This window comes from Allomuricauda sp. CAU 1633 (assembly GCF_017313225.1).
Taxonomy (GTDB): Bacteria; Bacteroidota; Bacteroidia; order Flavobacteriales; family Flavobacteriaceae; genus Flagellimonas.
The window spans coordinates 55002-79565 of sequence record NZ_JAFLNE010000004.1; the positions used below are offsets into that span (position 1 = coordinate 55002).

Genomic DNA, 24564 nt, shown 5'->3' on the forward strand with positions numbered 1-24564 from the left:
TTTTTCCCCAAGGCTTTTATTTATATTAAATACTATAATATGAGAAACAATATAATTAGTTAGGTGTGGAACGGGTATAGGAAATACTACCTCCACTTACCTGCCCCCATTCGGTGAAGGTAAGAGTTAGGTAAATATCCTCTTCTACTAGCCATACCCCCAATTCGGGGCCAACTATCACATCGCCTATAAAAACATCAGAACTACTTGGGTTTAGTGTAAAGTTATCAATAACATCACTTATTGTTTCCCCATTGTTCAACACTTGAATCATCGTAGCAATATTATTGAAACTGTAAAAATGAGTAGAATCTCCAAGATTTCCATAAAGGGCAAAATTTTCCCAAGAAGAGTTTGGGTAATTGCCCTGACCGGGATCCAAAATAGCCCATCTCACATCTTTAGTACCTCCGCTTGGATTAATTTCAGAGGCTTCCTTGACAGGAACAGCTCCTAATCCACCTCCATTCCAAAAGTCAAAAGCAAGATCCGATGTAAGTCCACTTGAATGCACGGCATCTTCTCCAAAAGTATCCTGCCACCATTGATAGTTATATAAAGGCCCTTTATTTTGGCGGGTAAAGACCACTTTTTCCGTAATATGGTCTTGATTTTCGGGGAGTGTCCAATCGGCATTGGCTGCTTTGGTGAATGTGATATCTGCTCCGGTCCAAATAATTGAAATGATTTCTTCTTCCCCGTCACAATCGCTATCAATTCCGTCATTCGGGTCATCTGTAGCCCCAGGGTGTATGGCGGCGTCTTCATCATTACAATCAGTATTGTCCAATACGTATCCGTTAATTTGGATGCAAGAACTTATGGATGTTTCAGGATCTCCGTAACCATCCTCATCAAAGTCCAGATAATATGTGACCTGAGTACAACCAGGGAATAACGCGGCGTTGTTGTCATCTGGATCAGTATTGGTGGTCACAAAACCGATGGGCTGTACACATGCACTCTGGGAGTTGGCGGCATCACCAAACCCATCACCATCAGCATCCATGTAATAGGTAATCTCTGTACACCCGGGGAATATGGCAGCATTGGTGTCGTCGGCATCCGTGCTGTTGGCCACATAGCCAGTGGGTTGGGTACAGGCTTTTTGGGAATTGGAAGCATCACCGAAACCATCATTATCGGCATCTTTGTAAAAAGTTGACTCTTTGCAGGGATCATCTTTGCTGCAAGAAGATAGCAAACAGAAGGAAGCCATAAGCAGCAGTGTGAATAAACTGTTTTTTTTCATAATTATGGATTTGTATTAATTCAATATTGAATCGTTCACCTTGTCAAGTGAAGCTATGTTGAAAACCAAATCTATATGCTATTAAAGAGTTACTTCACACCGAATTGACGAATGGCTGATTTCAATTGATTAATAAAAGCCAAAGTGAGCAACTTTTTAAGCACGGATTATATTCTATAGAAATAAAAGGGCCATCAAAATTTTTTGATGGCCTTTGTAATGGTTAGGTTGGAGAAATTTTTATTCAGATTGGTATACTTGCACGCGATCACCACTGTCTTCCTTTATTGAAATAGCCTCTTGGAGTCCTTTTAGGTAGTAATTTGAACTTCCCATTACCATCATTTTCTTATCTAAGTTTTCAACATCTGGAATATTGCTTAAATGGAGTTTTGCGGCTATCATATCGTCCAGGAGAAGCGAAGCGAGAGCAATGTTTGCGTTGAGTGCATCCTGTACATCAGGGTGATTGGATTTAGGGAGTTCTTTTTGCCACAGGATTACTGCAGATTCTAAGATGGGACGTATTTCCTCCAAAGTTTTCCGTTTTTTCTTGCTGAGTGCAGATAAGGAGTTTATAGCTTCCTCCGAAGCTTCTGCATGCTTATTGAATTGGTCATATTCTTTATCCTTAAAGACGAACATGGCACCATAAGCATCTTTTTGTTGAAAAAGGAAGTTGTTTTTCAAGATATTGCCTGCTTCTTGCATAAATGATTCTAAGATATCCGCTTCAAATCGTTTAATCCGATTGGTCAACAAACTTCTTTGTTTTTCTGGTTTCTTAGTGAGTTTCAGTTTTAACTTAAAAGCGGGGTTTAGTATGAAATGGCGAAGTCGCAATGTGGTGGTAGGTCCATCTGGGTCATCAATGTAATAAGGAATTTTTTTTTGAAGTATAGTTTTGCCTTGTGCGGTCTGTACGGTAAGAGTGGCAGATACATTAATTTCACCAAGAACAGCATCTTGATTGGAATAATCTATGGCTGTTGGCAGACTGTCAATGGTAAAAGTTTCGGTAACAAGTGTTATGGTGAAGTCTGGAGAAGAGTTGGTTCGATTGAACTTAGCATCACTTAGTTCCAAATAGTTTTTGGTCCATTTATTTAATGTGTCTTGCACAGCCTGTTGGTATAATAATTGACGTTTTTCGGGATTCTTTTCGGACACCTGTTGATTCCAATTGAGCTCATCCCAAAAGTCCATAGGATCTAAGTTTGTGTCAACAGCTATGGAATAGGCTTTTGTTTCATCAGGCAAATCTATAAGCGGGGCTATGGTGTAGGACCATCCCAAAGGGGTGGTTTTGGTCTTTATCTTTTTTTGCCCTATGATGAATAAAGGGGTGACCAATAATAGAGTGAATACAATTTTTTTCATAACAGGTTGTTTTTGAACACTTAACACCAAAAGTAATGGGAAGGGTATGGATGAACACCTGCTATTTGAGGGATGCTTTGTTTGGGTTGACGGATAGTCAATTATCAGTGAACAATGACCTGTTTGAATAACAAAACAATAAAAAGTCGCATAAAAAAAGCCCCGAAATGGGGCTTCAATATTGAAAGTTGGTTATTTGCGTTTAGATGTTGGCGGCGAGCCAATCTCCTACCTCACTGGTTTTGTAGGCTTTGCCACCTTCGGCAAGGTCTTCGGTCACCACACCTTCTGCAAGTGATTTATTTACCACGGCACGAATGGCATCTGCTTCGTCCTGTAAGCCAAAAGCGGTTTCAAACATCATGGCAGCGGACAATACAGTGGCTAATGGGTTGGCAATATCTTTCCCAGCTGCTTGTGGGTAAGAACCATGAATGGGTTCAAACAAAGATGTTTTCTCTCCCAATGAAGCAGATGGCATCAATCCCATTGAACCTGAGATTACTGAAGCTTCATCAGTCAAGATATCCCCAAAAAGGTTTTCGGTAATCAATACATCGTAGGAGTTGGGCCATTGGACTAAACGCATGGCTGTGGCATCCACAAACTCATAAGAAACTTCCACATCTGGATATTCCTTTTCCAATTTTTGAACAGTTTCTCGCCATAAACGCGAGGTTTCCAATACATTGGCTTTGTCCACGCAACACAGTTTTTTGTTGCGTTGTTGGGCCATTTCAAAGCCTTTACGGGCCAAACGCTCCACTTCAGAACGGGTGTAGGTACAGGTATCGTAGGCGGTGTTATCATTATCCTCCCGACCTCGTTTACCAAAGTAGATGCCTCCTGTAAGTTCACGTAAGAAAACCAAATCGGTTCCTTCAATTCGGTCCTTTTTTAAAGGCGATTTGTCAATCAAGGAAGGAAAGGTGAAGGTAGGGCGCACATTGGCAAAAAGCCCCAATTTTTGACGCATCTTCAACAAGCCTTGTTCTGGACGCACCTTTGCGGATGGGTCGTTGTCAAAACGCGGATGGCCAATGGCTCCAAATAGCACGGCATCGGCCGCTACGCAGATATCATGAGTTTCATCCGGATAGGGCTCTCCAACGGCATCAATGGCGGCAGCACCGGTCAAGGCGGGTGTCCAGGATATTTCATGTCCGAATTTGGCAGCAACGGCGTCGGATACTTTTACGGCTTGATCTATGACTTCGGGGCCGATTCCATCCCCGGCCAAAAGGGCTATGTTCAATTTCATGTATTCAGGTTATTCGTTTCTGGTATATTGTTTTTTAAACTAGGTTGAGCATTTTTTCGGTAGCTTTTATTGCGGATACCGTTTGGTCTGAATCCAAACCTCGGGTGGTAAAGTCCTTTTCCTTGGTTTGCCACGTGATTACGGTCTCGCAAAGGGCGTCCGAATTACTCCCTGGAGGGATTCGCACTGCATAATCTACCAATTTGGGCAATTCCCGATTCTCTTTTTTGTACACTTTTTTCAATGCGTTGATAAAAGCGTCGAACTGGCCATCTCCTTGGGCACTTTCCTCATAAATTTTACCTTCAATTTCAATGGAAAGGGTGGTGGAGGGTTTCAACCCTTTAGAGTGGGTCAGTACATAGGACTTTACAAACACCTTTTGCTGGTGGAGATTGCTATCCAATACATCTGAAATGATATAAGGAAGGTCATCTTTGGTGACCCGTTCCTTTTTATCACCCAGTTCGATGATGCGTTCGGTTACCTTTTTAAGCTCATCATCATTTAGGGTCAATCCCAACTCCTGAAGGTTCTTTTGGATGTTAGCTTTCCCCGATGTTTTGCCTAGGGCATATTTGCGCTTTCTTCCGAATCTTTCTGGTAGTAAATCATTAAAGTATAGATTCTTTTTACTGTCTCCATCTGCATGTATTCCAGCAGTTTGCGTAAAAACATTATCTCCTACAATTGGTTTGTTGTCAGGAATGCTGAAACCCGTAAAAGCAGACACCAATTTACTTACTTTATACAGAGAGGATTCCTTAACGCCGATGGTAACTTCAGGCAAAAAATCGTTGATGACGGCCACTACACTGGCCAAAGGAGCATTTCCGGCGCGCTCACCCATTCCATTTACGGTAAGGTGCAAACCATGACAACCTGCCTTGACCGCTTCCATGACATTGGCTACGCTAAGATCATAGTCATTATGCCCGTGAAAATCGAAATGGGTATCCGGATAACGCTCAATAATTTTCTTTAGGAAGTCTCCAGTTTCATTATGTGTTAACACCCCTAATGTATCCGGCAGTAAAATCCGTTTTAGAGGTTGGGAAGTTAGAAAATCCAAAAATTGGAAAACATATTCTGGGGAATTCCGCATTCCGTTGCTCCAATCTTCTAGATATACGTTGGTCTCAATGCCCAATTCCTGACCTTTGAGCACCACATTTTCAATATCCTTAAAATGTTGTTCAGGTGTTTTCTTTAACTGATGGGTCAAGTGATTTAAGGACCCTTTGGTCAATAGGTTTTGAACTTTAGCACCCGCTTCCTGCATCCATTTTAGAGAAACCCCATTGTCCACAAAGGTCAATACCTCCACTTTGGAAAGGTACCCTTCGGCAGCTGCCCATTCCGTAATGTTCTGAACGGCTTTCAATTCCCCTTCTGAGACTCGGGCAGAGGCCACTTCAATACGGTCAACTTTAAGTTCTTCCAAAAGCAATTTAGCCAAGGTGAGTTTTTCGGAAGCGGAGAAGGAAACCCCAGAGGTTTGTTCACCATCCCGTAGGGTGGTGTCCATGATTTCAATGGTGCGTGCTTTCATTTTTTGATGCCGTGTTCTACAGGCCTATTTTACAGTGGAGTGCTTTCTGCAAACTCCTCAATACCTTTTTTGATGTTCAATAGGTAATCGATATCATCAAAACCATTGAGCATGTTCTGTTTTTTGTATCCGTTGATTTCAAAGGGTTCACTTTCCCCAGTGGCCAAAATGGTGATTTTCTGCTCAGGCAGATTGACTTCCAATTCGGTATTAGGGTCAGCTTCAATAGCGGTGAAAATCTTGTCCAAAAATTCTGGACTCACTTGTACCGGAAGAACACCAATGTTTAAACAGTTTCCTCTGAAAATATCCGCAAAAAAGCTGGAGACCACGCATCTGAAGCCATAGTCATAAACAGCCCAGGCAGCGTGTTCTCTGGAAGAACCGGAACCGAAGTTTTTGCCACCGACAAGAATTTTTCCACTGTAAATGGGATTGTTTAGAACGAAATGTTCCTTCGGAGTTCCATCAGAATTGTATCGCCAATCACGGAAAAGATTGTCGCCAAAACCTTTACGCTCCGTTGCTTTTAGGAAACGGGCAGGGATGATTTGGTCGGTATCCACATTCTCAATCGGCATGGGTACCGCAGTACTTTTTAATATGTTGAATTTATCGTAAGCCATCTTTTCAATTTTCAGTTGTCAATTATCAATTAACAATGGTTAATTTTATTGCTAAGCAAATGCTTCTTCTTGCATGAGTTCCCTTGGGTCGGTCACCTTTCCGGTTACGGCTGCAGCTGCGGCCACCAATGGACTTGCCAAAAGCGTACGTGCTCCAGGACCTTGTCGCCCTTCAAAGTTTCGGTTGGAGGTACTTACGGCATATTTACCAGCGGGAATCTTATCATCGTTCATGGCCAAACAAGCGGAACACCCAGGTTCGCGAAGCTCAAAACCAGCTTCCTCCAAAATGTCCAGAATACCTTCTTCCCTTATCGCTTCTTCCACTTTGTGTGAACCAGGAACCAGCCATGCCGTAACATTATCGGCCTTTTTTCTTCCTTTTACAATAGAAGCAAAGGCTCTAAAGTCTTCAATTCTACCATTGGTACAGCTTCCCAAGAACACAAAGTCGATAGGTTTGCCCACCATGGCTTCACCTTCATTGTAATCCATGTATTCCAAGGATTTTTTAAAGGTGGCGACTGCACCATCTATAGTTTCAGCCATAGGAATGTTGTTGCTGATTCCCATTCCCATTCCAGGATTTGTCCCGAAAGTGATCATCGGTTCAATCTCGCCGGCCTCGAACGTGAGTTCTTTGTCGAATACGGCATCCCTATCGGAATACAAAGTTTTCCAATATTCCATGGCGGTATCCCAATCGCTGCCTTTTGGAGTGTACTCCCGACCTTGGATATAATCGAATGTGGTTTCATCTGGGGCAATCATACCGCCACGGGCACCCATTTCTATACTTAGGTTGCACACCGTCATACGTCCTTCCATCGACATATTTTTGAACACATCACCAGCATATTCCACAAAATACCCGGTGGCACCAGAAGTGGACAACTGCGAAATGATGAACAACGCTACATCCTTAGGGGTAACCGCTTTATTCAAAGAACCATTAATATTGATGCGCATCCGTTTGGGTTTGGGCTGCATAATGCATTGGGTGGAAAGCACCATTTCAACCTCACTAGTTCCAATCCCGAAGGCAATGGCACCAAAAGCACCGTGGGTTGATGTGTGGGAATCTCCACAAACGATGGTAGCCCCCGGAACTGTAATTCCATTTTCAGGACCAATCACGTGTACGATTCCATTTTTCTTATGTCCAAGTCCCCAATACGGAATATTGTGGGCGTTGGCGTTTTCTTCCAAAGCCTTTAACTGATTTGCGGACAATGGGTCTTGAACCGGCAAATGTTGATTTCGAGTTGGGGTATTGTGATCGGCAGTGGCAAAGGTGCGTTCTGGATACAGCACTTTAATGCCTCTGTTCTTCAATCCCAAGAACGCTACGGGACTCGTTACTTCATGTACCAAATGTCGGTCTATGAACAGTACATCTGGACCATTTTCAATATGTTGAACCACATGGGAATCCCATACTTTGTCAAATAGTGTTTTACTCATCTTCTGATTCAATAATTTGTAAGCAAACAAAGTTAAAATTTGATTTAAAACCTGTCCTCTTGTTGTCTGTAAAATTACGATGTTCAACCTCGATTTTCATGAAATTCATGGAAAGCTAACAAATGTACACCCCACATTTTCAAATATCACTTCGGGTCGATGTATTACCCTAATAATATATAGTAATACCTTGAATTTTAGGGAGGTATATTATTTTTTAACAAAGCCTGCTGTTTTTTAACATTGCTGTAACGTTGCCAGAACAACAACCTCCATACTTTAGAGAAATGCTACTCAATAACATATTCATTAATTAAATCAAACAACGAGCAATGAAAAAATTCTACACGGCCTTTTCGGCCACAATTCTAACAATGGTACTTTTCATGTCAAGTACCGTAACGGCACAATTGGACTTTCTCCCACAAGGAAGTCAATTGGCAAGTGTATCCCAGCGTATCGGTAATACTGATATCACTATTACATATTCGAGACCTAGTGTCAATGGTCGGGAAATTTGGGGAGCCTTGGTTCCTTATGGTATGAACAATCTTGGATTTGGAACGGCTACTGAATCTCCTTGGAGAGCAGGTGCCAATGAAAACACGGTGTTCAAGACCACACACGATCTTACCATTGGCGGAAAGACCCTTCCCGCCGGAAAATATGGTTTGCACATGATTGTGAACGAAGACAATACAGCCACGGTGATTTTCTCCAATAATCATGGCGCTTGGGGAAGTTATTTTTATGAGCCTTCTGAAGATGCGCTTCGGGTAGATGTGGAAACCAACGAAATTCCACATACGGAACTGCTTACCTATTCTTTTGATGAAGTTGGACCAAATTCTGCCGTAGCATCCTTGAAATGGGAGAAAAAGCAAATACCATTCACTGCTGAGACCGATGTAACGGCCAATGTTTTAGCCGAAATCCGTCAGCAAATGCAAACCTCACCCGGCTTTAACCGACAAACTTGGGAGCAGGCAGCTAATTATGCCCTAAACAACGGAGGAGATTTGGATGAGGCGCTAAGTTGGGCCAATGCTGCCATTGAAGGACAATTCTTCAGTCAAAAGAACTTCAACAATCTAAGTCTTAAGGCCCAAATTTTGGAACGACAAGGAAAAACAGCCGAGGCCAAAGCGGTCATGGATGAAGCCATGCCAATGGGAACGGTGTTTGAAATCCATGGGTATGGTAGGCAATTGATTGCTCAAGGTAAAAAGGATGAAGCCTTGGCAGTGTTCAAATGGAATGCCAAAGCTAACAAAGGAACTTGGCCTGTTGATTTTGGACTGGCGAGAGGCTATTCGGCAGTTGGCAATTACAAAACTGCGCTAAAACACCTAAAAATTGCAGAGGGTAGGGCTCCGGACCAACTGAACAAAAATGCGATTGTGGGTTACATCACGCAATTGGAGGCAGGAACTGACATCAATTAGAAATTTAACAAAAATAGAATACTAAGCCCGGCGAAAGCTGGGCTTTTTAGCTGATATAATTCCAAATCGTTTTGTTTTGCATCATTTTGGAATAAGCAAGACGGACGGGCCGATTTTCTTCCTTTTCCAGTCTTGAATCATCTTTGAGCAATTGGATGGCATGGTAGCGGGCTGTTTTTAGGATTTGATTATCCTTTACGATATCTGCAATCTTCAAAGTCAATAGTCCACTTTGCTGGGTGCCCATTAAGTCCCCAGGGCCGCGGAGTTTTAAATCCACTTCGGCAATTTCAAACCCGTCGTTGGTGTGGACCATGGTCTGTAAACGGGTTTTGGCATCTTCCGATAGTTTGTGCCCCGTCATCAAAATACAAAAGCTCTGCTCCGCACCTCGGCCAACACGACCTCGAAGCTGGTGCAATTGCGAAAGACCGAATCGTTCTGCACTTTCAATGATCATTACCGAGGCATTGGGAACATTCACGCCAACTTCAATTACGGTGGTTGCCACCATAATTTGGGTCTCACCCTTTACAAAGCGGTCCATTTCATAATCCTTCTCAGCCGGCTTCATTTTGCCATGTACAATGGAAATTTGATAATCGGGCATGGGAAATTCTCGAGCAATGCTTTCATAACCGTCCATCAAATCTTTGTAATCCAACGCTTCGGACTCCTGAATCAAAGGATACACAATATAAATTTGGCGTCCCTTTCTGATTTCATCTTTGATGAACTTAAAAACCTTCAAGCGATTAGCGTCATAGCGATGCACGGTCTTTATGGGTTTTCGACCCGGCGGGAGCTCATCAATCACCGAAACATCCAAATCCCCATAGAGACTCATGGCCAAAGTTCTGGGAATGGGTGTAGCTGTCATTACCAAAATATGTGGTGGAATGTCATTCTTGTGCCAAAGTTTAGATCGCTGTGCCACTCCAAACCGATGTTGCTCATCCACAATGGCCAAGCCCAGGTTTTTGAACTGCACTTTGTCCTCAAGAACCGCATGGGTGCCCACCAAAATATTCAGATTCCCATTTTCCAATTGATTGTGCAGCAAGGTGCGTTCCGATTTTTTTGTAGAGCCGGTCAGCAATGCAATTTTCACATCCATTTTGCCCAATAATTCCTTTAATCCATTATAATGTTGGTTGGCCAAAATTTCGGTGGGAGCCATTAAACAGGCTTGGAAACCATTGTCCATGGCCAAAAGCATGCACATGAGCGCCACAATGGTCTTTCCGGAGCCCACATCACCCTGCAATAAACGGTTCATTTGTGCATTGCTGCCCAAGTCACCACGAATTTCCTTAATGACCCGTTTTTGGGCATCGGTCAGCTCAAAAGGGAGGTGGTTTTCAAAGAAAGAAGTGAAATTTTCCCCAACATTTTCAAAAGGTAAACCTTTAATTTTCTGTTTTCGCACCAGTTTTTTGGAAATCAACTGCAATTGCACAAAAAACAACTCTTCAAACTTCAACCTGAACTGGGCCTTGGCCAACAATTCTTGATTTTTGGGAAAATGGATATTAAAAAGTGCTTCGCTTTTGGAGATCAAGCGCAATTCTTCCAAAATAGGTTTGGGCAACGATTCCAAAAACTGACCTTTGGACTCCAAAAACAATTGCTGCATCATCTTTCCCACCACCCGATTGGTGATTCCCTTGGCGCTCAATTTTTCTGTGGAGGGATAAATGGGCTGCATGGCCACTTTCAATCCCTTTTGATGTTCGGAAAGCAGTTCCATCTCTGGGTGGGGCATGGAAAAGGTGTTGCCATATTTGGAAATTCGCCCAAAGACCACGTAAGGTTCATTGATTTTGAGATTCTCCCGAATCCATTTGTGTCCGCGGAACCAAACCAGTTCCATTTGTCCGGTTTCATCAACAAAAGTGGCCACGAGTCGCTTTCCTCGTTTTTGTTCCACCATTTTAAGATGAATGATTTTACCAACCACTTGCACATCGGTGCCACTGGGTTGCAATTGTGCAATTTTGTAGTACTGTGTCTTGTCCAAATACCGATTGGGAAACAGATGAAGAAGGTCCCGGTAGGTTTCAATCCCCAGTTCAGCCTTGAGGATATCTGCCCGGTTGGGGCCGACACCTTTCAAATAAGGAATAGGAGTTTGCAGAAAATTGGGATTCATCGAACTAAAATATGTAATTTGGAAGGACTTTTGATAGTATGACGGTATGAAGCGAACCCCATTTCTTGTTTTTTTTCTTCTCGCACAGTTGCTTTCCGCCCAGGTTCAGGATAAGGTAGATTTTATCCGAGCGGAAGTTTTTGTCGAACCCATTCCACAGGAAAAGAAAATAAAAGGGACGGTAACCTATACGTTTGAAGTGCTTAAGGAAGTGGATTCCATTTTTTTGGATGCCCATAATATGACCTTTTCCAAGGTTGAACTTGATGGCAAATCAACATCTTATACGAATACCAACAAGAGTATCATAATTCAAAATAAATTTAAAAAGGGAGATTCGCACCAACTTGACTTGAGCTATAATGCTCAACCAAAACAAACAGTTTATTTCTTGGGTTGGGATGATGTTGTTGCGGGAAACGAACAAATCTGGACCCAAGGGCAGGGTAAGTATACAAGTCATTGGTTACCCAGCTTTGATGATATGACGGAGAAGGTAGAATTTGATTTGGGGATTACAACTAGGAAAGATTTAGCTGTAATAGCTAACGGTAAGCTAATAAATGGTGGGGAAAATTGGAATGACAGACACACTTGGATATTTGATATGAGAAAACCCATGAGCAGTTATTTGTTGGGATTTGTCATTGGCAATTTTGAAAAGGAGACCTTCCATTCCACCTCTGGAGTACCTATTGAGTTGAATTATGAGCCCAAAGACAGCCTAAAAGTTGAGCCCACGTATCGCTACACTCAGCATATTTTTGATTTTTTAGAAAAGGAGATAGGGGTGCCCTATCCATGGCAGAACTATAAACAAATTCCGGTTCAGGATTTTTTATATGCCGGCATGGAAAATACGGGAGCTACCATTTTTTCCAATACCCTTGTTGTGGATTCCATCGCGTTCAAAGACAAAAACTACGTAAATGTCAATGCGCATGAGTTGGCCCACCAGTGGTTCGGAAATTTGGTGACAGAGCAGAGCGGTGCCCACCATTGGTTGCATGAGGGTTTCGCCACCTTCTATGCCTATTTGGCTGAAAAAGACATTTTCGGTGATGAATACTACTATTGGCATTTATTGGAGACAGCTCAAGCTTTGGCCAATTTCTCCGGTGAGGGCAATGGAGAAGCACTCACTAACTCGAGTGCTGGTAGTCTTACGTTTTATGAAAAAGGAGCTTGGGCCTTGGTGATGTTGAAAGAAAGGGTGGGGGACGCCAATTTCAAGCAAGGCACCAAGAATTATTTGGACAAGTATGCCTTTAAAAACGTTACCATTCCAGATTTTATGTGGGAAATGGAGAAAGCTTCGGGCATGAAACTTCCGGATTTTGAAGAGATGTGGCTTCAAGAATCGGAATTTCCATTTGAGGCGGTTAAAACCTTTTTAATGGAAAAAAGTCCTTCCATCAAAACCTATTTTGAATTGCAAGACCAGATTGGAGACAATTTGGAATCAGCAGAGACTATTTTACAAGCAAAATGGAATAGCTTGGAATCAGAACAACTAAGGCATCAATTGATTTTGGATTATGGCAACAAGCTTTCTACGCCTGCAATTTCCAAATTGCTGAGCACCGAGAACCTAAAAGTGCGTCAAGCATTGGCATTATCTACCGAGAAAATAGCGCAAAACATTCAGATAAACTTTGAAACCCTGTTGGAGGATGAGAGTTATATCACTTTGGAATCGGCATTGTATAAGCTTTGGACTGATTTCCCGGAAAGCCGGAAGAAGTACTTAGACCAGACAGATGGAATCATCGGGTTTTCCAATAAAAATATGCGACTACTTTGGTTAACCTTGGCACTGGTGACTCCAGAGTATAATCCAGATTTGAAGCCTAACTATTATGAAGAATTGAGCAATTATACCAGTTCAGAATTTCATTTTGAGGTGCGATTGTTGGCATTCCAATACCTCAAAAGCATCGGAGGTTTCAATGATGCTTCTTTACGGAACTTGGTAGAGGCCTGTAGCCATCATGTGTGGCATTTTAAAAAGTCATCTCGACAAATTTTAAAGGAGTTTTTAAAGAGTGAGGGCAGCATGGCACGATTAAAGGCCCTTTATCCATTGCTAAATCAAGAAGAACAACAATATTTGGACAAAACTTTGGGTAAATGAGGGCATTGGTCATTTCAGGCGGTGGGAGCAAGGGTGCTTTTGCAGGTGGTGTTGCACAGTTTTTGATTCAAGAAGCCCAACACAAATACGATATTTTTGTAGGTACCTCCACAGGAAGCCTTTTGATTTCGCATTTGGCGCTCAACAAGTTGGATAAAATCAAGGAAATCTACTCTTCGGTAAATCAAGATAGTATTTTTAACAACTGCCCCTTTTTGATTAAGAAAAAGCATGGTGTTGAAATCATTGCGATTAACCATTGGAATGTTGTAAAGAATTTTATCCGCGGCAAAAAAACGTTTGGGGAGAGTGAGAATTTGCGCAAACTTATTCGTGAATCCATAACCGTAGCCGAATTTGAGGAATTGAAGAAAAGTGCGATGGACGTAGTGGTGACCGTATCCAATCTGTCGTTGAACCAAGTGGAATATAAATCCATTAACGAGTGCACCTATGAAGAATTCTGTGATTGGATTTGGATTTCCTCCAACTACACCCCATTTATGAGTTTGGCCAAAAAGAATGGATGTGAATATGCCGATGGAGGACTTGGTACTCTAGTCCCCATTGAAGAAGCCTTAAGCCGGGGAGCAACAGAGGTAGATGTGGTGGTTTTACACACCGAAGTGAACCACTTAAACCGTATGTCCACCAAAAATCCGTTTGATTTGATCACTACCATTTTTGGCTTTATGTTGGACCGGATTGAGAACCAAAACATTAGAATTGGAAAACTAGTGGCCAACCAGAAAGATGCTATCATCAATTTCTACTACACCCCTACGGTATTGACCACAAATTCGTTGATTTTCAATAAGGAGCGAATGACCTTATGGTGGAAAAGAGGCTATCTCTATGCGAAAAATAAGAACGAAGAAACCAGTCCAATTCAACCGGAAATTCAGGAATAGGTTAATCCCAAAGTTCGCTCACTTCCTTTTTTACAAAAGCCAAAGCCGTATTGGAAGGGGATTGTTTCTCCATGGTCTGATTGAGGATGTCCTCCCGCAATTTATCTGGAGAATCTGTTTGGCTCATCCCTGCCGAGCGGATAATCTGAATGGTAGCATTTTTAGCTGCCTTGATGATGTTCCAACACTCTTCAGACATGTAAATCTGCTGGGAAAGATTGTGTTCAAACTCCGTTTCAACCTGATTGATCAATAAATTCTCGTAATCCCTTTTGCTTTTTCCCTTGGGAGCCACGCGCACCACAAGACTGTTAATGGCAATACGTTCCAAGAACAGCGCCATACGCTCATACGCTTGAAGTCGAACGGGAAGTGTCTCAGCCTGGGCATCTTTGTGCAAAAGAAAGCGTCTACGGTCATCTTCGTTCCGGGTGTGCAATCGAAAAAAATAAAAGGCAACGGCCCCGGTTACAACGGCGGGCATTAAATACGCAAAAAGCTGAAGGATGTCATCTCCACTCATAGGATAGTTTGGTTTTTGTTGATTTTACACAACAAGAACGAACCAAAGCTGCAAAAAGTATTTATACCTACAATCTTATCGAGCTGCTTTGGCACTTTCCTTGGCCTTGGCATAAAATCCTTTGTAATCAGGTTGTAATTTGATATTTACGCCTTCCTTGAAGTTTCCGTCTTTAGCAGAGATAGTGACACTCTCACTAGGAACGCCCAAAGTGCCTACCAATTCTTTGGATACTGAAGTCACTTGGTCAAAAGTAGGGCCGAATTCACCGGTGATGTTCAGACCTTCAACTTCAGCCTTGAAATTAGGATTGGCCAAAATTACTTTGGACACGTTGGCAAGCCATGCCTTACCAGTTTCGGTCAATTCTGAAGAAGTATCAGAACCAAATAGATTGTTCAGGCTACTTGAAATTACAATGGTGCCCTCAGCGACACTCACATTGGCATTTTCACCCAAGGTTTGCTTGATACGGGTTAAGGAAACAATGGCGGTTGAATCGTTGGCGGATATCATGTCGTTTATGCCGCTCAATTGTTTTTCCTTTCTAGCCAAGGCTTCCATGGCTCTGTTCACATTATTAGAGTTCTGCTTGGAAAGCTCCGAGAAATTGCTCAAGTTTCCGAGCAAAGTGGCATTGGCATCGCGTAAGCCAACGTTTTCCACTTCAAGGGTTTCTGCCTTGGCATTACTGGATGAGATTTCCCGTTTGGCCTTGGCCAATTCCTGTTCAACTTCAGAAATTTTTGACTTTAGGTCATCGATTTCGGCAATTAAATTGCTCTTTCTTTGGGCGAAAGCCGAAGTGGCAACAAAAAGCAAAACTATGGGGAGTAACATTTTATTCATAAGTAGTAATATTTGATGATTCAAATTTGAAGCTAAAGTATAATGTTTTTTTCAAATTGACTTACCTCCTAAGTGGGAACAATCATAAAGTTCTTGCATGGAAGAGAAAGGGACCTCTGGTTTTTTATAACCATAAACAGCCTCAAGGTCGCTGCTGAGATAGTCATCATCCACATTCACCTGAATGTCACTCATCTTAAATTGACAAGGATGTTCATACCCTGCTGCGTTTGTAATCTCCAATAACTCTTTGCGGAAGGTTTTGAAATATTGAGCCAATCGGTCTGATTTTAAGGGTACGTTGATACCTTTCTGTAACCATTTGCTCTGGGTAGCCACACCAGAGGGACAGCGATTGGTATGACATACCTGCGCCTGAATGCACCCAATGCTCATCATGGCCTCCCGAGCCACATTGATACAGTCCGCACCCATCGCAAAAGCCATCGCTGCTTTGGCCGGGAATCCTAATTTTCCACTTCCGATAAAAACGATGCGTTCCGTGAGCCCCATGTCCTTAAATATTTTATAAACAGACGTAAACCCATACGTCCAGGGCAGCGAGACATGGTCTGCAAAACTGGGAGGTGCCGCTCCGGTACCACCTTCACCACCATCAATGGTGATGAAATCGGGCCCTTTTCCAGTTTTTTTCATCAAATTGGCCAACTCTTCCCATTGGTCCAATTTTCCAATGGCACCTTTAATGCCAACGGGTAGTCCAGTTTCTTCTGCAATCGCTTCTATCAGTTCCAAAAGCTCAGGAATGGTACTGAACGCCTTGTGGGTGGGAGGGGAAATAACATCCTTTCCCACTTCAACACCTCGTATTTCGGCTAGTTCATGGGTGATTTTGGCCCCGGGTAAAACTCCGCCTTTTCCGGGTTTGGCACCTTGCGATAGCTTGATTTCTATTGCTTTGATGCAGGGATTTTCATCCACCAAGATTTTCATTTTTTCCATGGAGAAGTTTCCATCTCGACTACGCACCCCAAAATATCCAGTTCCAAAGTGGAAAATAACATCTCCACCTTGTTTGTGATAGGGGGAAAGACCTCCTTCGCCTGTGTTATGGTAGGCTCCGCACTTTTCAACCCCTTTGTTGAGGGACTCCACCGCAGCAGCGGACAAAGAACCGAAACTCATGGCAGATACATTGATGATGGAAGCGGGGCGGTACGGTTTTTTGCGCTTGTTATACCCTCCAATGACCTTGGCACAAGGAACAAAACAGTGATCTTTAACATTAGGATGTCCTTCAGGAAGTTTATATCCGATCATGGCATTTTTCACGAAAATGTGCTGGTGGGCATAAATATCCCTATCCGTACCAAAACCTTCGTAATTGTTTTCTTTTTTGGCCGAAGCGTAAATCCAACTTCGTTCAATACGATTGAAAGGGAGTTCTTCGCGGTTGTTGGCCACAAAATACTGCCGCATTTCAGGCCCTATGCTTTCCAACCAATACCTTAAATGTCCCACAATGGGAAAATTATGACTTATGGTATGGGCCTTTTGGAAAAAGATATCCCGAATGGCAACGATGAGCAGGAAAATCAATATCCACACCCACCAAGGAACGTCACCCAAAAAATCCAAAATGGAATCCATTCTTACATGTTCAAATAATCCAAAGTGAGCTGGGTCATCGCTTTTACCCCCAACAATAACCCGCTATCATCGATTTTAAAATCCGGGGTGTGGTGCGGAAACGATTCAGTTGTACCGGGCGCCATTCCTCCTAAAATAAAGAAGAGTCCGGGCACTTTTTCTTGAAAATAGCTAAAATCCTCCGCGCCGGTAACCGCTTTATGGATGGAAACATTCTCTTTTCCAGCGGCTTTTTCCAAACTAGGGACCATTTTAGAGGTCAAATCCAAATCGTTGAAGGTTATGGCCGTAGATGTGGTAATTTCAATATCGGCATCCCCGCCGTAGGCTTTGGCAATGGCGGGAACCATTTCCAGCATTCGATTATTCAACTTTTTCTGCATATCGTAATCCAAGGTTCGGATGGTGCCAATTAGTTCAGCACTTTCCGGGATAATGTTAAAGCGAACCCCGCTGGTAATTTTTCCAACGGAAATAACGGCAGCTTCATTGGTCAGTTCAGTTTCCCTGCTGATAATGGTCTGGAGCCCATCAATGATTTTGGAACTGATTAAAATGGGGTCAACACCGGCCCAAGGTTGGGAACCGTGGGTTTGCTTTCCTTTTACATTGATTACAAAACGCTGTGCGGATGCCAAAGCACCTCCTGGTTTGTATTTAATGGTGTTAATGGGGGTTTGTGAATTGATGTGTAATCCAAAAATCGCATCCACATCAGGATTGGTGAGCACCCCTTCTTTCACCATTAATTTGGCGCCACCTTCTTCTCCTGGAGGAGGGCCTTCTTCAGCAGGTTGGAAAATGAATTTTACCGTTCCTTTGATTTTGTCCTTGTTTTTTGAGAGCACTTCGGCCACACCCATTAAAATGGCAGTGTGGGTATCATGACCACAGGCGTGCATCACTCCAACTTCTTTTCCCAAAAATTCTGAGGTCACATTGGATTTAAAGGGGAGGTCGTTGCGTTCAGCAACAGGTAGTGCATCAATATCAGCTCTAAGTCCTACTACTTTTCCAGGTTTATTGCCTTTTAGGATTCCAACCACTCCTGTGTGAGCCACTCCCGTTTGCACTTCAATCCCCAAGGACTTTAAATGGCTGGCAATTTTTTCGGCTGTTTTGAATTCGCGGTTGCTGAGTTCAGGATTTTGGTGGATATCACGCCTCCATTCGACCACTTTGGATTCCACCGCAGCAATATCTTTTCCTAAGTCTTGTGCATGGATGGATGTGCCGATTGTGAGTAGTGTAAGGGCTAGAATTTTCTTCATAATATTGAGTTAGTTATAATTTCATTGGACGGTATCCGTCATTTTGCAATTGAATCAGGGCTGTCATGGCCGAAAGGGCTATTTTTTCCCCTGGAATGAGGTCTTCCTTTGGGACATTTCGTGCATTTGAGGATTGACCACAAAGGATGATTTCTACTCCATTATCCACAAGGTTTTGTAACATTTCTGCATTGGGATTGGGCACGCCAAACCGTTTTTCATGCGCCTCATTGTTCATGATATTGGTCGTGGCCGACCCATGAATGATCAAAGCGGCCTTTAATTGCGAGACAGGCACCCCATTTTGGGCATGCATGTTTAAAAAACGGGCTGCGGTCTCTATTCTTTTGTTGATTTCTTCATGGGAATCTGGCCCAACGGACACATCAAAAACAACTTTGAACTCCTGAGTGACATCGGTTTTGAAATCAGGTTTCTCAACCGCAAATACTTCACCATAATTTTCTATGATGGGGCCTGCCTTTTTTTCTTGTGATATGGCAAAAAGACTGAAAAATGCGCATAGTATTAGGGGGGAATGGCTGTATTTCATCAATAAAAAGACTTGTGGGGTTAAATATATTCAATTCAATTTAGAATCAGAACTGCTTCGTGTTTATAAATATTGAAAGCTTGATTTTAGCATAAGGGCATTATTGGCTAATTTCACACCTACTTTATAAAAATCCGAGCCTTTGAGTACTTTTTTGGATGAATTGAATGATGCGCAGCGGGCCCCTGTATTGCACAAGGATGGGCCTTTGATGGTGATTGCGGGCGCCGGTTCTGGGAAGACCCGGGTTTTGACATACCGAATTGCCCACTTGATGAACCAAGGAGTGGATTCCTTTAATATTTTGGCATTGACCTTTACCAACAAAGCGGCCCGCGAGATGAAAAAACGGATTGCCTCCATTGTTGGAGATTCAGAAGCCAAGAACCTTTGGATGGGGACCTTTCACTCCGTATTTGCCAAATTGTTGCGTTATGATGGGGATAAATTGGGCTTCCCCAGCAATTTCACCATTTATGATACCCAAGATTCCCAACGTTTGATTGCAGCCATCATTAAAGAGATGGGGCTGGACAAGGATATTTATAAATATAAACAGATTCAGAACCGAATTTCATCCTATAAAAATAGCTTGATTACGGTCAAGGCCTATTTCCAGAATCCTGAATTGGTGGAAGCTGACGCCATGGCCAAACGACCCAGAATGGGAGAGATTTACAAGAATTATGTAGATCGTTGCTTTAAGGCTGGCGCCATGGATTTCGATGACCTTCTGCTGCGCACCAATGAGCTATTGACCCGTTTTCCAGAGGTTTTGATGAAGTATCAGGATAGGTTCCGGTATATTTTGGTGGATGAGTACCAGGATACCAACCATTCCCAATATTTGATTGTAAAAGCATTGTCGGACCGCTACCAGAATATTTGTGTTGTGGGAGATGATGCGCAAAGTATTTACTCGTTCCGCGGGGCGAACATTAGCAACATTCTCAATTTTCAGAGAGATTATGATGATGTGGCCGTATACCGATTGGAACAAAACTACCGGTCAACCCAAAATATTGTCAAAGCAGCCAATTCCATCATCGCAAAGAACCGCGATCAGTTGGAAAAAGTGGTCTGGACTTCCAATGATGAGGGCCATAAGATAAAAATCCACAGAAGTCCAACTGATGCCGAAGAAGGAAGATATGTGGCGGGCTCCATTTTTGAAATGAAAATGCAGGAACAGCTGCAAAATGGAGATTTTGCTGTGCTGTATCGAACCAACTCACAATCGCGATCCATTGAAGATGCGCTTCGGAAAAGGGATATTCCGTATCGTATTTATGGAGGACTTTCATTTTATCAGCGGAAGGAAATCAAGGATGTATTGGCCTATTTACGGTTGATTGTCAACCCGAAAGATGAGGAGGCCTTAAAACGGGTTATCAACTTTCCGGCACGAGGTATTGGGCAAACCACCATAGACCGACTGGTTGTTGCAGCCAATGGGTATGGGCGGTCCATTTTTGAGGTGATGGAGCATTTGGATAAACTCAACCTGAATATCAACGCGGGAACTAAACGTAAACTGGGTGATTTTGTGACCATGATAAAGAGTTTCCAAATCATGAACGAGGGTGCAGATGCGTTCACCTTGGCAGAACATGTGTCCAAAAAAACGGGATTGTTGTTGGAGTTCAAAAAAGATGGCACCCCAGAGGGTATTGCCAGAATGGAAAACATTGAGGAACTCTTGAATGGAATCAAGGATTTTGTGGAAGGGCAAAAAGAGTTGGCGGATGCCACTGGTAGCCTGACCGAGTTTTTAGAGGACGTAGCCCTGGCTACGGATATGGACAAAGAGGTAGGGGATGATGACCGTGTGGCCTTGATGACCATCCATTTGGCCAAAGGTTTGGAGTTTCCGTATGTGTATGTGGTGGGGATGGAGGAGGACCTTTTCCCATCAGCCATGAGCATGAACACCCGTAGCGAACTGGAAGAAGAACGGCGATTGTTTTATGTGGCTTTAACACGGGCAGAAAAACAAGCTACGCTTACCTATACCCAAAATCGCTACCGATGGGGCAAACTGATTGATGCCGAGCCCAGTCGGTTTTTGGAAGAAATTGATGAGCAATATGTAGAAAATCTGACTCCTGTAAACGATGGATATCGATACAAATCCATGATCAATGCCGATATTTTTGGAGAAGTGGACAAAAGTAAGCTACGCCAGATAAAACCCAAAAGCGGAACGCCGCCCAGTACTCAAAGACCCAACGAACAACAGCTGCGGAAACTAAGGAAGTTAAAACCAGAACTCTCTTCGTCAACTACAAACAATAACACCATCGATTCCAACTTGACCGAGGGCGTTTTGGTGAACCATACGCGTTTTGGAAGGGGCAAGGTGCTCAAGATTGAAGGGGTGGGGAATGACAAAAAAGCTGAAATCCATTTCGAGCAAGGCGGCATGAAAAAACTACTGCTCCGTTTTGCCAAGCTGGAGGTCATTGATAATGCATAAACTAATTTTAATTGCATTTAAAATATTTTCTCTTAATCAAACTTACTTCAGATTAGGGATGACATAAAATAGTTTCCCAAGAGGATGAGAGGGTGAAAAATTGTTTAAATTCAGGACGAATTACGTTTTGAATACCATACCAAACCCCCTATGAAAAAATTATTCTCTGACCCCATTTTTCTGGCCGCCACTTTACTGATTGTAGTGCTTTTTGGAATCTCAGGTTTTCATTTTGAACTTGGATTTCCACCAATAATGGGAATGATTCTGGGCATTATCATTGGCATTGTTATCCTAATCGGCCTGAAGCTACTTATTTCCTTGGCCAAACCCTTGTTCAAAAAAATATCCATAGGGCTTCTAACGACATTTTTGAGTGGTTTGCTGGCCTTGGTCATTTTAAGAAACTTTGCTTTTCGCTGGCCTTCATTGTTGTTCTATCTTTTGGCTTTATGGATTTTTATGTGTTGTGTGCTGCTCATTTTGGGTTTGAAAAAAGCCAAAAGTGGGAAGAATGGAAAATCAGGTTGGATTATGATCGTCGCTTCCCTTGCAATTGTAGTGTTGGGGATGTATGGCTTCAATAGTCTGGATGGTGACCCATATGTCAAAGGGAAGGTCGAGACAGAAATAAACTCAAACATCGCCATGCTTTCAGAAATGGGAGTGAAAGACCCCTCCCAAAAGGGTTCTTTTGAAGTGGAAGTTTTTACCTATGGAAGTGGAACGGATAAGAAAAGACCAGAATATGCTGAGGGGGTCAAAATAAAGACATCTACTGTTGATGCCTCTAGAATATTACCAGATTGGAAGGGCAAAAAGAAAAAGTGGCGAGAGAAATTCTGGGGTTTTGGGCTGGAAAATTTTCCATTGAATGGACGTGTGTATATGCCCAAGGGGGATGGCCCTTTTCCATTGGTGCTTATGGTGCATGGTAACCATAGTATGATAGATTATTCTGATGCAGGTTATGCGTATCTCGGGGAATTGTTGGCCAGCAGGGGTTCAATTGCTGTTTCTGTGGATGAAAATTTCATCAACGCCCATTGGTCAGGGGATTTCAGGGGCAAAGAAATGCCCGCAAGAGCATGGCTTTTATTAAAGCATTTGGAACAATGGAAAAACTGGAACGACGGTAATAATGCTGATTTAGCTAGAAAAGTGGATATGGACAATATTGTGTTGGTTGGTCATTCCCGGGGAGGGGAGGCTGTCTCCATCGCAGCTGCTTTCAATACACTGAAACGATTTCCAGATAATGCTCAAGAAATCTTCAATTTTGATTTTGGGATTAAAGGAGTCATCTCGATTGCGCCGACTGATTATCGGTATGATCGGGAAATCACTTTGAAAGATATTAACTATTTGTCACTACAGGGCGCTTACGACTCGGATGAGGTGAGCTTTTGGGGGATGCGACCCTATCATCGACTAAAATTTACGGATGATTTTGATGGATTTAAGGCAGGGGTGTATATGAATCATGCCAACCATGGGCAGTTCAATTCCACCTGGGGTCGTTCTGATTTTGGAGCACCGATGAAATGGTTGTTGAACTTAACACCCTTGGTTTCTGGTGAAGACCAGCGTCAGATGGCCAAAGTGTACGTTAGTGCTTTTGTGGAAGCCGTATTGAATGGCAAAAAGAAGTATAGAAACGTTTTTAAAAGTGTGGACGGCATAACGGATTGGTTACCCAAAGAAACTTATTTGAGTCAATATGCGGATGCTTCAAAAAAAATACTGGTGGATTTTGAGGATGACATTGATGTGACCACTGGTAAAGAAAACGTGCAGATTAGTGCGGAGAATTTTAAAATATGGCAGGAAGAAGGACTTACATCTAGAGATAACGAAGAACAGCAAAACAACGCGCTGGTTTTGGGATGGAAATATGGAAGTAAGTCAGGAAAGGATTCCCTGCCGCAATATCATATTCACCTACCAGAAACTTTAAAGGATTTTAGCGCTATTGGTACCTTGGCGTTATCGGTTGGAGTCGGAGATATATCCGAACTGGACCTAAAGGAGAAAGAAAAGGATTTTTCAGGAATGGGATTCAACTTTAGCATCGTCCTAAAAGATAGTGTGGGCAATAGGGCCTCCGTTGATTTGGCCAGCACCACTGTTTTACCTGCGCCCATTAAGAGTAAGTTTACCAAATTCAAGTTTTTGGATAAGGAAATGATTGGTAACGATTGGGAAGTACAGCTAAAGAGTTGTTATGTACCGATATCGCATTTCACCAAGAACAGTAATTTGGATATAAGCAAGTTGAAAGCCATCAGCTTGGTATTTGACAAAGACTCCCTGGGTGTGGTGGTGGTTGATGATATAGGGGTTTATGGTCAGAGTGAAATGGGGGAGAAACCAAGTCATTTGTAATAAAAATCAAGGTTTACTGAGCAATGGCAGCATACAGGGCTTTGTTTTCAATGGCTAAACAGGCTTCAGGTTTATTTTCGGGACAGTGTACTGTGATGGAGCTTTCGCCATTGGGAAAAATATAAGACTCCTCAATGCCATCTTTTCGAATAATATAGGCACTTAAATGATACTGGTGTGTAGTGGCTGTGGTGTCCTTCAACCCGCCAAGGATGTAGATGGGCATTCCCGAAGAACCGTCATGAATCATATCCAATTGGTCATATAAAGTTGGATTGCCATACAGGGATGTGGGTGCAAACCCGTCTCCACTTTCATAAAATGCAATGTTTTTGATTGGAAACTCCTTTTTCCGCGTGGACCAAGAGATGACTCCAAATTTTTCATCCTCAGAAAGAAGAAATGAAAAATCATGTTTTTTACGTGGGAAGTAGGTCTGGATTTCCTTCAAAAAATCAGGATTGGTTACATTGTGTTCAATGGATTGCCTAATGTTTTCATTGATGTTCACGACCGCTTCTTGAAAATTCGTGTCAGTCGCTTTTTTGCTTTGCAGCGCATCAAATAAACTATCCAAATGGTCAACAAGGGCTTTGCCATTGGTAAGGCCTTCATTTTGATTGTTCTTTTTGTTGTTATGCAGGGAGCAGCTCAAAAAAACTTGAAGCAAGAACAAAATGGCAATATTTTTTTTGGGGTACCGTCTCATTTACTATTGA

Annotated in this window: 18 protein-coding genes; 5 read left to right on the top strand and 13 right to left on the bottom strand. The window is 42.6% G+C overall.

Annotation, left to right across the window (positions count from 1 at the left end; genetic code table 11):
* Nucleotides 1–55: 55 nt before the first annotated feature.
* From J0X14_RS12360 to leuC, 6 genes are all read right to left on the bottom strand, one after another.
* Entirely contained in the window at nucleotides 56–1252 is a 1197-nt protein-coding gene (locus J0X14_RS12360) for a putative metal-binding motif-containing protein (RefSeq protein WP_207098108.1), read from the bottom strand.
* A 240-nt stretch (nucleotides 1253–1492) separates the two neighbouring features.
* Nucleotides 1493–2632 (bottom strand): hypothetical protein, encoded by a 1140-nt coding sequence (locus J0X14_RS12365; RefSeq protein WP_207098109.1) that lies wholly within the window; start codon nucleotides 2630–2632, stop codon nucleotides 1493–1495.
* 202 nt (nucleotides 2633–2834) lie between these two features.
* Nucleotides 2835–3893 carry a 3-isopropylmalate dehydrogenase gene (gene leuB, locus J0X14_RS12370; protein WP_207098110.1) on the bottom strand — a complete coding sequence of 353 codons (1059 nt, stop codon included), beginning with the start codon at nucleotides 3891–3893 and terminating at the stop codon, nucleotides 2835–2837.
* Between the two features lie 34 nt (nucleotides 3894–3927).
* Nucleotides 3928–5445 carry an alpha-isopropylmalate synthase regulatory domain-containing protein gene (locus J0X14_RS12375; RefSeq protein WP_207098111.1) on the bottom strand — a complete coding sequence of 506 codons (1518 nt, stop codon included), beginning with the start codon at nucleotides 5443–5445 and terminating at the stop codon, nucleotides 3928–3930.
* Nucleotides 5446–5474: 29 nt separating this feature from the next.
* Nucleotides 5475–6071, bottom strand: coding sequence for a 3-isopropylmalate dehydratase small subunit (gene leuD / locus J0X14_RS12380; RefSeq protein ID WP_207098112.1), 597 nt, complete (start codon nucleotides 6069–6071; stop codon nucleotides 5475–5477).
* Between the two features lie 51 nt (nucleotides 6072–6122).
* Entirely contained in the window at nucleotides 6123–7535 is a 1413-nt protein-coding gene (gene leuC / locus J0X14_RS12385) for a 3-isopropylmalate dehydratase large subunit (RefSeq protein ID WP_207098113.1), read from the bottom strand.
* 332 nt (nucleotides 7536–7867) lie between these two features.
* Here leuC and J0X14_RS12390 point away from each other — a divergent pair, with 332 nt between their 5' ends.
* Entirely contained in the window at nucleotides 7868–8980 is a 1113-nt protein-coding gene (locus J0X14_RS12390; RefSeq protein WP_207098114.1) for a DUF2911 domain-containing protein, read from the top strand.
* A gap of 46 nt (nucleotides 8981–9026) precedes the next feature.
* Here J0X14_RS12390 and recG read toward each other — a convergent pair whose 3' ends face one another.
* A complete protein-coding gene (recG, locus tag J0X14_RS12395) occupies nucleotides 9027–11132 on the bottom strand; it encodes an ATP-dependent DNA helicase RecG (protein ID WP_207098115.1) in 2106 nt (701 codons plus the stop codon).
* A gap of 46 nt (nucleotides 11133–11178) precedes the next feature.
* Between recG and J0X14_RS12400 the strand changes: the two genes are divergently transcribed.
* Nucleotides 11179–13266 carry a M1 family metallopeptidase gene (locus tag J0X14_RS12400; RefSeq protein WP_207098116.1) on the top strand — a complete coding sequence of 696 codons (2088 nt, stop codon included), beginning with the start codon at nucleotides 11179–11181 and terminating at the stop codon, nucleotides 13264–13266.
* Entirely contained in the window at nucleotides 13263–14177 is a 915-nt protein-coding gene (locus J0X14_RS12405; RefSeq protein ID WP_207098117.1) for a patatin family protein, read from the top strand. The genes J0X14_RS12400 and J0X14_RS12405 overlap by 4 nt, the downstream gene beginning before the upstream one ends.
* A gap of 1 nt (nucleotide 14178) precedes the next feature.
* On the opposite strand, the gene J0X14_RS12410 is transcribed toward J0X14_RS12405, so the two are convergent.
* From J0X14_RS12410 to J0X14_RS12430, 5 genes are all read right to left on the bottom strand, one after another.
* Nucleotides 14179–14700, bottom strand: coding sequence for a hypothetical protein (locus tag J0X14_RS12410; RefSeq protein ID WP_207098118.1), 522 nt, complete (start codon nucleotides 14698–14700; stop codon nucleotides 14179–14181).
* A gap of 75 nt (nucleotides 14701–14775) precedes the next feature.
* Nucleotides 14776–15549: a hypothetical protein gene (locus J0X14_RS12415; protein ID WP_207098119.1), complete on the bottom strand. Its 774-nt coding sequence runs from the start codon at nucleotides 15547–15549 to the stop codon at nucleotides 14776–14778.
* Between the two features lie 51 nt (nucleotides 15550–15600).
* Complete coding sequence (locus J0X14_RS12420) at nucleotides 15601–17160, bottom strand: FMN-binding glutamate synthase family protein (protein ID WP_207098120.1); 1560 nt, start codon at nucleotides 17158–17160, stop codon at nucleotides 15601–15603.
* A gap of 2 nt (nucleotides 17161–17162) precedes the next feature.
* Nucleotides 17163–18431: an amidohydrolase gene (locus J0X14_RS12425; RefSeq protein ID WP_207098121.1), complete on the bottom strand. Its 1269-nt coding sequence runs from the start codon at nucleotides 18429–18431 to the stop codon at nucleotides 17163–17165.
* Between the two features lie 13 nt (nucleotides 18432–18444).
* A complete protein-coding gene (locus J0X14_RS12430) occupies nucleotides 18445–18984 on the bottom strand; it encodes a DsrE family protein (protein ID WP_207098122.1) in 540 nt (179 codons plus the stop codon).
* A 142-nt stretch (nucleotides 18985–19126) separates the two neighbouring features.
* Between J0X14_RS12430 and J0X14_RS12435 the strand changes: the two genes are divergently transcribed.
* Both J0X14_RS12435 and J0X14_RS12440 read left to right on the top strand, forming a co-directional pair.
* A complete protein-coding gene (locus tag J0X14_RS12435) occupies nucleotides 19127–21460 on the top strand; it encodes an ATP-dependent helicase (RefSeq protein ID WP_207098123.1) in 2334 nt (777 codons plus the stop codon).
* Between the two features lie 150 nt (nucleotides 21461–21610).
* The gene (locus J0X14_RS12440; RefSeq protein ID WP_207098124.1) at nucleotides 21611–23845 is read left to right on the top strand and encodes a hypothetical protein; all 2235 of its coding nucleotides are present in this window, start codon (nucleotides 21611–21613) and stop codon (nucleotides 23843–23845) included.
* Between the two features lie 13 nt (nucleotides 23846–23858).
* Here the strand turns inward: J0X14_RS12440 and J0X14_RS12445 are convergent, their stop codons facing one another.
* A complete protein-coding gene (locus tag J0X14_RS12445; RefSeq protein ID WP_207098125.1) occupies nucleotides 23859–24554 on the bottom strand; it encodes a hypothetical protein in 696 nt (231 codons plus the stop codon).
* Between the last annotated feature and the right edge of the window lie 10 nt (nucleotides 24555–24564).